Below are 14,290 nucleotides of genomic sequence, written 5' to 3' on the forward strand. Positions count from 1 at the left end.
CGGATTGGGTGCTCACGATGGCTGCGGCGCGGCGCGACAGACGAGATTGAGCAGGCCGTCATTGGACGTATCGGAATTTTCCTCTATCGGCCGTCCGTTCTCGCCGTAACGTGCGGCGATCTCAAAGCCCGCCGCTTCCAGCTGGCGGGTCTGGGCGGCAAGGTCGATGAAATAAAACAGGCCGCTCCAGCGATGCGCCTGATCCGCGAGAATGGCATATTCCGGCGTCCGCCGTGTCGAAGGTTGCAGTCGCAGATAGTTGATCCAGCTTTGCGGATGCAGCGAATTCACCACCTCGCGCGGGTGCCAGGAGCGGCGGTGCAGCGGCATGCCGCCGGCCCGTTTCCATTGGCGATTGTGAAACGAAAAGATGAAATATCCGCCGGGAGCGAGAATGCTTCGCACGGCATGGATGATGGCAAGCCGGTCCTCATGGTCGAAGGCGCTTAGAATCGCGAGCGCGCCGAGCACGCAATCGAAACGTTCCGCGCCGAACTGGCCGACCGCCCGCACATCCATATCGAGAAACGTGGCGGCTGGAAAATTGCGCCGCGCCAGCGCAAGCATCGGCTGCGAACGGTCAATGCCGATATAGTCTCCCACCAGCGGCAGAAGCGGCTTCGTCGTTCGGCCGGTGCCGACGCCGAGGTCAAGCAGCCGCTTGCCCGCATAGGCATGGCGGAACTGATCGAGAATGATGCGTTCGGCCGGGTAAAGCTGCTGGTTGTCATACCATTCGGCAACTTCGGGATTATCGAAGAGACCGGCATTATATTCCGCGATGCCATTTTCACTGGTGCTCTGCATCGTGCCCCCCGGCCGCCGGACATGAAGGAGCGCCGCTGGCCCGCCCGGCAATATTTGATAGTTGTCTAATATTTACCGTCGGTCAACCTGCCGTTGCGATGGGTTGGCCGGAAATGAGGGATTTTGCCGCTGTGCGGGCAGACTCCTTCTGCCTGCGCGCGAAAGCGCCGGTCTTGACCATGTGCATATGCGCATCCTATCTCCATCATGGGCGGTGACGGTGCGGCGATAAAGGATGAACGGATGCAACCCCATGTAAGCGGTACGAGCCTGCGCCGGCAGGTGTTTTTCTGGATCGGCGTGCTTGCCGTCTTTGTCCTTTTCCTGATGGTCTTCAGCTCCATTCTCCTGCCTTTCGTGGCGGGCATGGCGCTTGCCTATTTTCTCGACCCGGTTGCCGACTGGCTGGAACGGCGTGGCCTTAGCCGGTTGATGGCCACCGTCGTCATCCTCGTCTCCTTCGTGCTGCTCTTCGCGCTGTCGCTCATCATCATCATTCCGCTGATCGCCGCCCAGGCCTCGGAATTCATCACACGCATTCCGCAATATATCTCGTCATTGCAGCAGCTGATTGCCGGCGCCGACACCAATCTCCTGCCGGACTGGGTGAGCAGCCAGATCGACGCCGTGAAGGAGAATTTTTCGAAGCTTTTGACCGAAGGCGCGGGTTTCATCGGCACGCTTTTGACGCAGATCTGGAATTCCGGCAAATCGCTGGTCGATGTCATGTCGCTGCTGGTCGTCACGCCGGTGGTCGCCTTCTATCTGCTGCTCGACTGGGATCGGATGATCGACAAGGTCGATAGCTGGATACCGCGCGATTATGTCCATACCGTCCGCCAGATCGCCCGCGACATGGACAAGACCATCGCCGGTTTCGTGCGCGGGCAGGGGTCGCTCTGCATCATTCTCGGCGTTTATTACGCCGTCGGCCTGTCGCTGGTGGGTTTGAATTTCGGCCTGCTGATCGGCCTTTTCTCAGGCCTCATCAGCTTCATTCCCTATATCGGCTCCATGGTTGGCCTCATCCTCGCCGTCGGCGTCGCCATCGTGCAGTTCTGGCCGGATTATATCTATGTGTTTCTGACGCTCGTCGTGTTCTTTTCCGGCCAATTCATCGAAGGCAACATCCTGCAGCCGAAGCTTGTCGGCAAAAGCGTCGGCCTGCATCCGGTCTGGCTGATGTTCGCCCTTTTTGCCTTCGGTGCGCTTTTCGGTTTCGTCGGGCTTCTCGTCGCGGTGCCGGCGGCGGCGGCGGTCGGCGTGCTTGTCCGCTTCGCCTTGTCGCGGTATCTTGAAAGCGATCTTTACCACGGGCATGCCGCCAACCTTCCCTGGGACACAAATCCTGCCCTGGAAGAAGGGGAAACGTCCTCCGGCAAGGTTGACTCTCAGAGCTGACGATGACTGACCAAATCAAAACCGACAACGCCCGGTCGAAGGCCGAGCAGCTGCCGCTCGCATTCTCGCACCAATCCGCTTCCGGCAGGGATGATCTCCTCGTTTCCGCTTCGCTTGCGGCTGCCGTCAGCCTCATCGATGAATGGCCGAACTGGCGCTCGCCCGTCGTCGTGCTGGCCGGGCCACCGGGTTCGGGAAAATCGCATCTCGCCAATATCTGGAAAAATATCAGCGATGCGCGCGACATTCACCCCGAGACGGGCTCCGATGCCGCGCGTGCTGCCGAAACGGGACCGGTTCTTTTCGAGGACGCCGACCGGCGCGGTTTTGACGAAACGGAACTTTTCCATGTCATCAACAGCGTTCGCCAGCACGGCACCACGCTTTTGATGACGAGCCGGCAATGGCCGGCCGCATGGCCGGTGACGCTGCCCGATCTGCGTTCGCGCCTCAAAGCGGTAACGGTGGTGGAAACCGGTGAGCCGGACGAGGGGCTGCTGGCGCAGGTGCTGGTGAAACTCTTCGCCGACCGACAGCTTTACATGGATGACAAACTCATAGGTTACATCGTCAATAGAATGGAGCGTTCGCTCGATACGGCGCAGACGATCGTGGACCGGATCGACAGGCTGGCGCTTTCGCGTGGAACGAGAATTACACGTCCTCTGGTGGCGGAGGTCCTCAATGCGATGGACAACGCAGCGGCGGGCAGCGGACTGGATGTCGATTGACTGTCACAGTTCCGTCGTCAAACTGTTATACGGGCAAGAAGGACGATCGCGCGATGCAGCAGGATCACGGGACGGAAATCGGTCAGGGGATGGAACAGGGAATGGACGCTATCGCGCAGGAAGACTTAAACAAGGTTCAGCCGGTGACCGAAGGCGAGAGCCTGTGGGACAGCCCGGCGCGTTTCATCAACCGCGAATTCTCCTGGCTCCAGTTCAACCGCCGCGTCCTCGAAGAAACGCTGAACACGGATCACCCGCTGCTGGAGCGGCTGCGTTTCCTCTCCATCTCGGCCGCCAACCTCGATGAATTCTTCATGGTCCGCGTCGCCGGCCTCGAAGGGCAGGTGCGCCAGAAGATCACCGTCAAAACGCCGGACGGCAAGACGCCGGCCGAGCAGCTCGAAGATATTCTGAAGGAAATCGACAATCTGCAGATGGAGCAGCAGGCATCGCTTGCCGTTCTGCAACAATATCTCGCCAAGGAAGAAATCTTCATCGTGCGCCCCGCCGCACTTTCGGATGCGGACCGCACCTGGCTGGAAACGGAGTTCGAGGAACGTATGTTCCCCGTTCTGACGCCGCTCTCCATCGACCCGGCGCACCCGTTCCCCTTCATTCCCAATCTCGGCTTTTCCATGGGCCTCCAGCTCGATAGCGTCAACGGCCGCGAGCCGATGACGGCGCTCTTGCGCCTGCCGCCGGCGCTCGACCGTTTCGTGCGCCTGCCGGATGACAAGAACGCCATCCGTTACATCACGCTGGAAGATGTGGTCGGCCTGTTCATTCACCGGCTTTATCCCGGCTATAGCGTCAAGGGATTCGGCACGTTCCGCATCATCCGCGACAGCGATATCGAAGTCGAAGAAGAGGCGGAAGATCTGGTCCGTTTCTTCGAGAGCGCGCTGAAGCGCCGCCGCCGGGGTTCCGTTATCCGCATCGAGACTGACAGCGAAATGCCGCAGTCGCTGCGCCAGTTCGTCGTGCATGAGCTTGGCGTGCCTGATAATCGTGTTGCCGTTCTGCCCGGTCTTCTCGCGCTCAACACCATCTCCGAAATCGTCCGCGCGCCGCGCGACGACCTGAAATTCGAACCATACAACGCCCGTTTCCCCGAGCGCGTGCGCGAACATGCCGGCGATTGCCTCGCCGCCATCCGCGAAAAGGACATGGTGGTTCACCACCCCTATGAAAGCTTCGACGTGGTCGTGCAGTTCCTGCTGCAGGCCGCGCGCGATCCCGAAGTGCTCGCCATCAAGCAGACGCTTTACCGCACCTCCAATGACAGCCCGATCGTTCGCGCGCTGATCGATGCGGCCGAAGCCGGCAAATCCGTCACCGCGCTGGTCGAGCTGAAGGCGCGTTTCGACGAAGAGGCGAATATCCGCTGGGCGCGCGATCTGGAGCGCGCCGGCGTGCAGGTCGTCTTCGGCTTCATCGAGCTCAAGACCCACGCCAAGATGTCGATGGTTGTGCGCCGCGAGGATGGCAAGCTCAGAACCTATTGCCACCTCGGCACCGGCAACTATCACCCGATCACCGCCAAGATCTATACCGACCTGTCCTTCTTCACCTGCAACCCGAAGATCGCCCATGACATGGCGAATATCTTCAACTTCATCACGGGTTACGGCGAACCGGAAGAGGGCATGAAGCTGGCCGTTTCGCCCTATACGCTGCGCGCCCGCATCGTGAAGCACATCAACGAAGAGATCGAACATGCCAAGCGCGGCGCGCCGGCGGCGATCTGGATGAAGATGAATTCGCTGGTCGATCCTGAAATCATCGATACGCTCTATCGCGCCAGCGCGGCGGGCGTGGAGGTCGATCTCGTCGTGCGCGGCATCTGCTGCCTGCGCCCGCAGGTGCCCGGTCTGTCGGATAATATCCGCGTCAAATCCATTGTCGGACGCTTCCTCGAACACAGCCGCATCTTCTGCTTCGGCAATGGTTTCGGTCTGCCGTCGGACAAGGCGCTGGTCTATATCGGCTCGGCCGACATGATGCCGCGCAACCTTGATCGGCGCGTGGAAACGCTGGTTCCGCTCACCAATCCCACCGTGCATGAGCAGGTTCTTTCACAGATTATGCTCGGCAATCTCATTGACAACCAGCAGAGCTACGAGATACTTGCGGACGGAACGTCGAGGCGCATCGAGGTGCGTAAAGGCGAAGAACCGTTCAACGCGCAGCACTATTTCATGACCAATCCCAGCCTTTCCGGACGTGGTGAAGCCTTGAAATCCAGTGCGCCCAAATTGATTGCCGGGTTGATTTCGTCCCGCAAGAAACAGGCTGAATGACTCGATCAGAAGCACAGGGGCGGCTGACCGGCCTTGCCCCCGTTTCCGTCATAGATATTGGTTCGAACTCCGTTCGTCTCGTCGTATATGAAGGTCTTTCCCGCGCGCCTGCGGTGCTGTTCAATGAAAAGGTCCTGTGCGGCCTTGGCAAGGGACTGGCGCTGACGGGCCGCATGCATGAGGAAGGCGTGAGCCGGGCGCTGATGGCGCTTCGGCGTTTCCATGTCCTTTCCGAGCAGGCGCAGGCGCAGAAGCTCTATGTGCTGGCGACGGCTGCGGCGCGTGAGGCGGAAAACGGCCCGGATTTCATCCGCGAGGCCGAAGCCATTCTCGGCTGCGAGATCGAGGTGCTATCAGGCGAAAAGGAAGCTCTTTATTCTGCGTATGGCGTGATCAGTGGTTTCCATGATCCAGACGGCATCGCCGGCGATTTGGGCGGCGGTTCGCTCGAACTCATCGATATCAAGGGCAAGAGCTGCGGCGAGGGCATCACCCTGCCGCTCGGCGGCCTGCGGCTGTCGGAGCAGTCGGACGGCTCGCTGGAAAAAGCGGCGACGATTGCCAGAAAACACGTCAAATCCTTCGCCAAGCTTCTGGCGGCGGGTGAGGGGCGCACCTTTTACGCGGTGGGCGGCACCTGGCGAAACATCGCCAAGCTGCATATGGAGATATCGGGCTATCCGCTGCATATGATGCAGGGCTACGAATTGCCGCTGGAGGAAATGCTGAATTTTCTCGAGGAGGTCATCGTCTCCCGGGATAGCAAGGATCCAGCCTGGCAGGCGGTCTCCAAGAACCGCCGCTCGCTTCTGCCCTTCGGCGCCATCGCCATGCGCGAAGTTCTGAAAATGATGAAGCCGGCCAGGATCGCCTTCTCGGCGCAGGGCGTGCGCGAAGGTTATCTCTATTCGCTGTTGACGGAAGAAGAGCGGGATTCCGATCCGCTGCTGGTTGCCGCCGATGAACTTGCCATTCTGCGCGCCCGCTCGCCGGAACATGCGCGCGAACTGGCGGACTGGAGCGGCCGCACCTTCCCGGTCTTCGGTGTTGACGAGACCGAAGAGGAGAGCCGTTACCGGCAGGCGGCCTGCCTTCTCGCCGATATCAGCTGGCGCGCCCATCCCGACTATCGCGGATTGCAGGCGCTCAACATCATCGCCCACTCTTCTTTCGTGGCGATCACCCATCCCGGCCGCGCCTATATTGCGCTCGCCAATTATTATCGTTTCGAAGGTCTGAACGACAACGGCACCACGCAGCCGCTCGCCGCCATGGCGGGCGACCGGTTGCAGGAGCTTGGTAAATTGCTCGGCGGCCTGCTGCGCGTCGTCTATCTCTTTTCGGCTTCGATGCCGGGCGTCGTCGACCACCTCAAATTCCGCAAATCCGGCAATCCCGATCTCGATCTGGAATTCGTCGTGCCGCACGATTATTGCGATTTCGCCGGCGAGCGACTGGACGGGCGTTTGCAGCAACTGGCGAAGCTGACGGGCAAGCGGCTGGCGTTCGTGTTCGAGTAACGAACGGCGATGTTTCCGTTTTGTGACAGGAACGGCTCTTGTGTCCGCTAGGACCAGCGCTCGCAAAAGGCTTCTATGTCGCTCGACTGAAAGTCGGAAAGCCGCGCCATGATCGTTTCGAATGGCCAGTCCCACCATGCGATTGATGCAAGCTTTTCTGCGATGGGCCGCGAAAATCGTTCGCGAATGATCTTTGCGGGAACGCCGCCGACGATGGTGTAGGGCGGCACATCTTTGGTGACGACCGCGCCGGCGGCGAGCACTGCCCCGTCTCCAACCGTGACACCCGGCAAGACGATAACCCCGTGACCGATCCAGACATCGTGACCGATGACGGCGCGGTCCTCCCTGCGCCGGTCGAAAAAGGCGTCATCGCGCACGGCATCCGCAGAATAATATTCAGGGCAATAGCTGAAACGGTGCATGGATGGCCGGTCCATCGGATGGTTCGGAGCGCCTATCCTGACCTCTGCGGCGATGGCGCAGAATTTTCCGATCGTTGCATCGCCCACCATGCAACGGGGTCCAAGATAGGAGTAATTGCCGAGTTCGGCATTGTGCAGGGAGGTGTCAGCCAGAATTTCGCAGCATTCGCCGATATTGGAATCTCTTATGCCCGCCGTCGCATGGATGACGGTCTCCGCGATTTTCGGGCGCTTGATCTGTGCGGTCGAATCCATTCCAGCCTCCGGATTTGCGCCTGCTTAATCGGCGATGATGAAGGTGCTGTGACGTGGAATGGCCAAAGGGGTCCGGCCGGGCCGGGCCTCCTTTCTAAAACGCAGGTCGCGCGCGATGCCGCGTGACGCAAAATCCTGTCTTCACGCGGAATGTATCACTTGTCGGGGACATCCGCCGCGGCAGGCGTTTTCTTCCAGTAGTGGTCGGATATGTTTTGAGCGTTCCGAATGATGTGGCCGGCGATTTCGGGGTTTCCGCCCTCGAAGGTTTTTGGGTCGGCTCCGCATAACATCAGGAAGAGCTGCTGATGGGCGACAGCGGCAAAATAGTCGTGGGGCGGTGGCTGCATGTCTGAATCGACGGCCCGGAACGCCTCAGTGACCTCTTTGCTGGCACGTTCGAGCGCTGCGTGAATAGTGGCCATCATCGCTGCTTCCGTGCGCTCCAATATGGCCTGTACCTGCCGTTCCGCCGGTGTCAGGACCGGGCAACTCTCACTCATCGAATATCTCTCCTGTCGGTGCAACCATTCCACCGGGCGATATTATCGCAAGGATTGTGTTCGCTTTGCGGGAAAGATTGACATCGTGGTCCTGAAACGCAACAGCCTGATTGACCACCGTGCCGCGATGCGCGGATCGAAACGGCAATGGGCTGGCACTGCTTTGCAAACGGCTCAGCCGTGCCCGAGCGCCTTGCGGATGCAGGCGCTGAGATAGGCATATTGCAGCGGCGTTATCGTCGCCATGGCCTCCGTGCGGCTGGCAAGCCTGTCCTGATAGCCGACCGGAATATCGAACTGGCTGAAGGTGAAATCCCAGCGGGTGCCTTCGACGATATTGTAAAAATGATCGGCCCCGCTGACAGCAGTTTTGGCAAGCTCGCCGCCGAAAATATCTTGCACCACCAGCGCGGTGACGCTGCCTTGGCCCTTGGCGGGGTTTTCGCGGGACCAGAGGCCGCTCGTCTCGCCCGACCAGCTTTTCTTCAGGGCGTAATAAAGTCTTTCTGCATGGTCCTGCATGAAACGTCTTCTTTTCCGTTAGCTCTGGAAAATCGGAACGGAGCGCCATGCAGACATTTGTGTCTGCCGGGCGCTCCGTCCGGATCATTCGCAGCCGTCAAAGCAAGTGACAGCAGCCTTCGTCTTATTTCGCCTCGAGCAGGTCCTTGACCTCCAGCAGGACGAATTCGTTGTCGTCAGCCTTGTCCAGCGCACGGCCGGCCGAGAAAGGCAGGTTGTTGTCGTTGCCGACGACGATATGGGTGGCATCGACGCGGTCGACATTCTCGATGGTGACAAAAGGCATGTCGTAATAGCCGTTGCCGCCGCCCTGACGTTTCTTGTTATCCGGGTCGGAAATCTTCATCAGGTCGATATAGCCGATCTTGCGGGCGGCCTTGCCGACATTGGCGTCGTTGAATTCGATCTTGTAGATGCGCTTCAGCTTGGCAGGGCGGGCGAAGCAATCCGCAGCCGGAGCCTTGGGGTCGGCGCAGGCCTTGTCGGCCGTGCCGGCGCCGTTGTCGCGCTCGATGACGAGGGCGGTGGTGTCATCCAGCATGTTGAAGTCGCCGATTGCCTCGCCGCCTTCCGCCAGCGGATAAAGCCAGCTGCGGCCGGTCCACGCCTTCTTGGCGGTGTCGAGTTCGATGATGCGCAGCGCGGTCGCGCCGTCTTCGGTTTTTTCCACCTGGCCGTCGGCCATGTAGAGCGGGCCTTCCAGCAGGCCGTAGAGCTTCGAGCCGTCCTTGGAGAGCGCCATGCCCTCATAACCGCCGGAACGCTTCAGGTTGAAAGCGGGCATTTTCTGCGTGGGATTGCCGGGCAGGGCAAGAGCCGGATGGTCGGGAGATTTCACCTCGATGTCGCCGGCCTTGGTCGAGATCACATCGGTCAGCTTGCCGTCGCGGGTGAATTTCAGAATGTAGGGGCCGAATTCCTCGCCGACCCAGAAACCGTCAGCGACCGGCTGAATGGATTCGACGTCGAAATCCGCGCCCGTCAGGTAACGCTTGCTCGAGCCTTCCAGAACGATGGGGAAGGGCGCCTTCATGTCGGGATCGGAGAGGAACACGGTTTCAAGCGCGTTGACCTTGCCGGCGTCCCAGTCGAACTTCAGATGGTGAAGCATCAGCATGGCGTCGCTGGAATTGAGCTTGGAACCGAAACCGTTGTCGGAAAGGCTCCAGAAGCTGCCGTCCGGCATCGCCCTGATGCCGGAAAAGCCCTGCATCGGCTGGCCGTTGAACGGCATGGAAAGGCCGGTCAGACGCACGCCGTCCTTGCCGGGCACGGTACCGAGGCCCTCGGCGCGCTTGCGGTCGGCCGTGGTGAATTTGGCGGAGGTCTTGAGGTGCTCCGGCGCATCGGCGGGTGCGGCGATCATGGTGTTGGCAGGCAGAATGGCGTGCGAAACAAGCTTTGCCGGAAATTCCTTTTCTGCCGCATGCGCCGCGGCGGCGAGCGCGAGAACCGCGAAAGGTGCGAAAAGAATGTGCTTCATGATGGAGACCCCTCTCAATACCTGTTGAAGACAGGATTGACGCGATAGGGGCGTCGCATGACAGGCAGGTGATTGCCGTTTGAAGCTTTGATGAATTTTGATGACGGCCATCATCGGCAAACGGGCCGCACGGCTTTTTTTTCGTCGATGGCCCTTATGCGGCGGGCGCCTGATATTGGCTGAGCGTGCAGACGCCGAGCGTCTGGCCACGGCCCTTCACCGCATGTTCGCCCAGATATTCACTGCGCACGCCCTTCGGAAGCACCAGCTGATGGGCAAGGTCGGCGGAAATCAGCACCGGGTGGCCGAGCATCTTGCTCAGCGATTCGAGCCGCGAGGTCGTGTTCACCGTATCGCCGAAATAGGTGATCTTGTGGTGATCGACACCGATTTCCGCGGTGATGACCGGCCCACCATGGATGGCGAAGCGCAGGCGCGGCACCTCGCCGAAGCGGGAGAGCCACATGTCGCGGGTGTTTTCAATGGTCGCCTGAATATCGAAGACGCAGCGCACGCAGGCCGCCCGCCTTATCGCCATGTGATAGGGCCAGGTGATGATGGCGGCGTCGCCGATATAGTCGTCGATGACGCCGCCGTGTTTTCTGACCGGTGCGGCATAGCTTGCAAAAATTTCGCCGAGAAATTCCTGGGCCTTCAGGTCGCCATGGGTCTCGGCGAAGGAGGTGGAGCCGACGAGATCGATGAAGATGAAGACGCGGTCTTCGCTGACCGGCCGGCGATAACGCCCCAGGATGAGGTCGATGAAGATATCGCGGCCGAGAAGCTCGCGCACCCGCATGATGAAGACGATGATGCCGCAGACAATGAGGGTGAAGATCAGCGTCTGCACCTCGGCATGGACGGCGCGCTTCCAGGTGCCTGGAAATATCCCGCTCAACCACAGGATCGTGCCGCCAAGCCCGAAGCCGCAAAAGACGAGGATGGCGTAGATGACGAGGCCGACAGCGATATAGGCCGGTGTCGGCAGGGCGCTCACCTGCCGCGACAGGCCGGGCATGATGTAACCGCGCTCGAAGGCGAGGATGGGTGCGCAGGCAAACAGCGCATAGGTCGCGCCGATCAATGCGCCGCCGCCATATTCCAGAAAGGCGTAGGCCACGCCGCTGCCGGCCACGGCAACGAAGAGCACCACGTAATCCAGAATGGGCAGCAATTTTCTCATGTCGGTTCTTGGGTCTCGGGAAGGGAAGGCTTTGGTCTTGGGAAAGAAGGGCAGGCCGCTCCCTTCGGGCGAAGCTTCTGTTCAGGTCATATGCGACATTAATGTGGAAAAAGCGCCGCAAAAAGTGAGCAATCGGTAAGGTTGCATGAAGGATTGGTAAGGCTGTTGCGCTGTTGCCGCAAAATCGGCATTGCCGCCCTTATACGCCTGATAGGATGTTCGGTAATAGACGGTTTCAAGCGGGGATTGCGGCCGGTCATCCGGCGAGCGGTTCGACCATTGGACGGGGAAGGCGGAAAAACGCAGCCGGTTGCCGTCGATCCAGGCCCGGCCGAACAGGGTTTCTCCCTTACGGGCGAAGGTGATGGCGGCGCAGGTGCGGCCGTCGACATCGAAGGGAATGTTCTCCTTCCAGCCGCTCAAGCCGCAGCCCATGCCTTTCGGGTCGCGATTATAGCGGTCGACGACGTCGCCGTTGGGGTGGAAAGCGGCGGGCGGTTACGGCTCGCTTGCCGCAACCTCCACCGCCTCGACCTTCTTGCCAGCGAAACGCAGGGCCACTTCGCCATTGATGAGCTTCAGGGCCACATCGCCGAAGAGTTCCCGCCGCCAGCCGGTCAGCGCCGCCACGGTTGCCTTTTCGCCCTCGGCGGCGATCTTGTCCAGATCGTCGCTATTGGCGATGACCTTGGCGGCGACGCCATGCTTGTCCGCCGTCAGCTTCAGCAGAACTTTCAAAAGTTCCACGGCAGCGCCGGAGCCTTCCGGTGCGTGGCTGTGACGCGGCGCCTTCGGCATTTCCTCTTTCGGCAGCGCCAGCGCCGCATTCACCGTTTCGACGATGGCGGTGCCGGAGGCGGAGCGCTCCCAGCCCTTGGGAATGGTGCGAAGCCGCGACAGCGCCTCGGCGTCCTTCGGCTGCTGCTGGGCGATTTCGAAGATCGCATCGTCCTTCAGGACGCGCGAGCGCGGCACGTTGCGGGAGCGCGCCTCACGCTCGCGCCAGGCGGCGATGAATTTGAGGATCGCAAGTTCCGTCGGTTTGCGCAGGCGCGATTTCAGCCTGAGCCAGGCATCGTCGGGATGCATGTCATAGGTGTCGCGAGACTCGAGAATATCCATCTCTTCGGTCAGCCACAGCGAGCGGCCTTCGCGCTCGAGCTGGGCTTTCAGCGAGAGATAGACATCGCGCAGATGGGTCACGTCAGCCAGCGCGTAATCCAGCTGCTTTTCGGTCAGCGGACGGCGGCTCCAGTCGGTGAAACGCGAGGATTTGTCGATCTGTACGTTTTTGATCTTCTGCACCAGCTGGTCGTAGGAGATCGAATCGCCGAAACCGCAGACCATGGCGGCGACCTGCGTGTCGAAGATCGGGTGCGGAATAAGCCCGCCGAGATGGTAGATGATCTCGATATCCTGTCGCGCCGCGTGGAAAACCTTCACGACGGCAGGATTGGCCATCAGTTCGAAAAGCGGGGTCAGGTCGAGACCCTTGGCCAGCGGATCGACCAGCACTTCGAGCGTCGGGCTTGCCATCTGCACGAGGCAGAGTTCCGGCCAGAAGGTCGTTTCCCGCAGAAATTCGGTGTCGATGGTGATGAATTCCGATTTCGCCAGTTCCGTGCAGGCTTCGGCGAGGGCGGCAGTCGTTTCAATCATTGTTATTGGCCAATCGTGAAAATTATCCGTCTTACTTTCCCTTTGCCGGGCGCATGTCAATACAAAGCCCGCTTTTGAAGGCTCAAGGATCGTTTTTCTCGGGCGGATGGGGCTCCGGTTCATCCTTTTTGGGTGGCGGAGACGCGGCGAGCTTCTGGAAATAGGCTGAGGTGCGCAAAAGCGAGCTGAACCGCCAGTTCCGCTCCTCCACGGGCACACCTTCGCGCACCTGCAGCCGGTAGATTGTATAGGCGATGAAAACGATCTGGATCGCGGCCGTATAACTGAACAGCGCCTTCGGGCCGAACTGGTCGATCAGCACGGAGGCGAGCAGCGGCCCGACGGTTGCGCCCACCGACCAGAAGAACAGCAGTCCGGCCGACATCATCGCGTGTTCGCCTTCCCTGGCATGGTCGTTGCCATGGGCGGAACTCAGCGAATAAAGCGGCAGGGCGAAGGCGCCGAAGATGAAGACGCCGATGATGTTGCTCCACTCATCGGTTCCGGCGAAGAAGGCGAGAAACAGGCCGACGACGACCGAGCCCGCCGTGGTGGCGAGAATGATGATGCGCCGGTCATAACGGTCGGAATAGACGCCGAGCGGATATTGCAACACCACGCCGCCAATGATGCCGGCGCTCATGAAGGTGGCGATGGCGGTGACGGAAAGCCCGATCTGTTCGGCATAGATCGGGCCGATATTGCGAAACGCCGCCATGCTGAGACCGACGGCCACGCAGCCGACCACGGCAAGCGGCGAGATGCGCCACACCGCGAAGAGATTGAAGGGTATCTGTTTCGGCGGCGCAGGGTTGGATTTGTCGGCAAGCGAGATAGGCACCAGTGACAGCGTCAGCGCCATGGCGATCAGCGAAAACACCACCGGTCCGTCGATGCCGGCGACGGGAATGATATATTGCGCAAGCGTGACGGAGCCGAGATCGACGAAACGATAGATGGAGAGCGTGCGCGCCCGATTGGAATTGGTGACCTGCGCGTTGATCCAGCTTTCGATGGCCGCGAAAAGACAGGCGACGGCAATGCCGGTGACGAAGCGCATCAGCATCCAGAACAGGGGATGGATGAGGAGCGGCATGGCGATCGCTGCGGCGGATGCGACGGCCGCCATGGTGGCGAAGGTGCGGATGTGGCCGATCTTGCGCAGAAGCCGTGTCACCGAAATGCAGCCAAGCGCGAAACCGAAGCTGTAGGCGGCGCTGATGAGGCCGATGGTGCTGGCGGAAAACCCTTCGGAGAGACCGCGCAGTGCTATATAGGTTCCCTGCAGGCCGTTGCCGCCGATCAGGATACCGGCGGTGACGAGAAGCGGGATAAGAGGTCTGATCTGGCTCATTGCGGGCCGACTCGGTTTGGCGGGCTGGATTAGTCCTATCTAAAGCGAAGGCAGGGGAAAGGACAGGCTGAAGGCGACATTGTTGTGCTTTGCCTTGACAAATCAGGCTGGCCATGCGCTTTTCCGGCAAATTTCGACAGTGCCGCC

General features: G+C 60.3%; 12 protein-coding genes and 1 pseudogene. 4 read left to right on the plus strand and 9 right to left on the minus strand.

The window, feature by feature from the left end:
- Positions 1-12: 12 nt before the first annotated feature.
- Positions 13-807: a class I SAM-dependent methyltransferase gene (locus FGF54_RS04290; protein WP_142779017.1), complete on the minus strand. Its 795-nt coding sequence runs from the start codon at positions 805-807 to the stop codon at positions 13-15.
- Between the two features lie 243 nt (positions 808-1,050).
- On the opposite strand from FGF54_RS04290, the gene FGF54_RS04295 reads away from it, so the two are divergent.
- From FGF54_RS04295 to ppx, 4 genes are read left to right on the plus strand one after another with little or no spacing between them, the layout of a single operon-like run.
- Positions 1,051-2,208, plus strand: coding sequence for an AI-2E family transporter (locus tag FGF54_RS04295; protein ID WP_142779018.1), 1,158 nt, complete (start codon positions 1,051-1,053; stop codon positions 2,206-2,208).
- Between the two features lie 2 nt (positions 2,209-2,210).
- Entirely contained in the window at positions 2,211-2,939 is a 729-nt protein-coding gene (gene hdaA / locus FGF54_RS04300; RefSeq protein ID WP_080852290.1) for a DnaA regulatory inactivator HdaA, read from the plus strand.
- The gene (locus tag FGF54_RS04305; protein ID WP_371733923.1) at positions 2,936-5,239 is read left to right on the plus strand and encodes an RNA degradosome polyphosphate kinase; all 2,304 of its coding nucleotides are present in this window, start codon (positions 2,936-2,938) and stop codon (positions 5,237-5,239) included. The genes hdaA and FGF54_RS04305 overlap by 4 nt, the downstream gene beginning before the upstream one ends.
- Entirely contained in the window at positions 5,236-6,759 is a 1,524-nt protein-coding gene (ppx, locus tag FGF54_RS04310; RefSeq protein ID WP_003520777.1) for an exopolyphosphatase, read from the plus strand. The genes FGF54_RS04305 and ppx overlap by 4 nt, the downstream gene beginning before the upstream one ends.
- 47 nt (positions 6,760-6,806) lie before the next feature.
- On the opposite strand, the gene FGF54_RS04315 is transcribed toward ppx, so the two are convergent.
- The 8 genes and pseudogenes from FGF54_RS04315 to FGF54_RS04350 all read right to left on the minus strand — a co-directional run bounded on the left by FGF54_RS04315 (position 6,807) and on the right by FGF54_RS04350 (position 14,143).
- Positions 6,807-7,439 (minus strand): DapH/DapD/GlmU-related protein, encoded by a 633-nt coding sequence (locus FGF54_RS04315; RefSeq protein ID WP_142779019.1) that lies wholly within the window; start codon positions 7,437-7,439, stop codon positions 6,807-6,809.
- A 155-nt stretch (positions 7,440-7,594) separates the two neighbouring features.
- Entirely contained in the window at positions 7,595-7,942 is a 348-nt protein-coding gene (locus FGF54_RS04320) for a hypothetical protein (RefSeq protein ID WP_142779020.1), read from the minus strand.
- A gap of 174 nt (positions 7,943-8,116) precedes the next feature.
- Positions 8,117-8,464 (minus strand): hypothetical protein, encoded by a 348-nt coding sequence (locus tag FGF54_RS04325; RefSeq protein WP_065654053.1) that lies wholly within the window; start codon positions 8,462-8,464, stop codon positions 8,117-8,119.
- A gap of 124 nt (positions 8,465-8,588) precedes the next feature.
- Positions 8,589-9,947 carry an esterase-like activity of phytase family protein gene (locus FGF54_RS04330; RefSeq protein WP_142779021.1) on the minus strand — a complete coding sequence of 453 codons (1,359 nt, stop codon included), beginning with the start codon at positions 9,945-9,947 and terminating at the stop codon, positions 8,589-8,591.
- Positions 9,948-10,101: 154 nt separating this feature from the next.
- Positions 10,102-11,130 (minus strand): adenylate/guanylate cyclase domain-containing protein, encoded by a 1,029-nt coding sequence (locus FGF54_RS04335; protein ID WP_059752500.1) that lies wholly within the window; start codon positions 11,128-11,130, stop codon positions 10,102-10,104.
- Between the two features lie 210 nt (positions 11,131-11,340).
- A pseudogene (locus FGF54_RS27785) lies at positions 11,341-11,598 on the minus strand (hypothetical protein); the annotation flags it as partial.
- Between the two features lie 30 nt (positions 11,599-11,628).
- Positions 11,629-12,789, minus strand: a complete 1,161-nt coding sequence (gene rnd, locus FGF54_RS04345) for a ribonuclease D (protein WP_020808974.1) — start codon at positions 12,787-12,789, stop codon at positions 11,629-11,631.
- Positions 12,790-12,871: 82 nt separating this feature from the next.
- The gene (locus FGF54_RS04350) at positions 12,872-14,143 is read right to left on the minus strand and encodes an MFS transporter (protein WP_142779022.1); all 1,272 of its coding nucleotides are present in this window, start codon (positions 14,141-14,143) and stop codon (positions 12,872-12,874) included.
- Between the last annotated feature and the right edge of the window lie 147 nt (positions 14,144-14,290).

The organism is Agrobacterium sp. T29, assembly GCF_006970545.1.
In the GTDB taxonomy this organism is placed as follows: domain Bacteria; phylum Pseudomonadota; class Alphaproteobacteria; order Rhizobiales; family Rhizobiaceae; genus Agrobacterium; species Agrobacterium leguminum.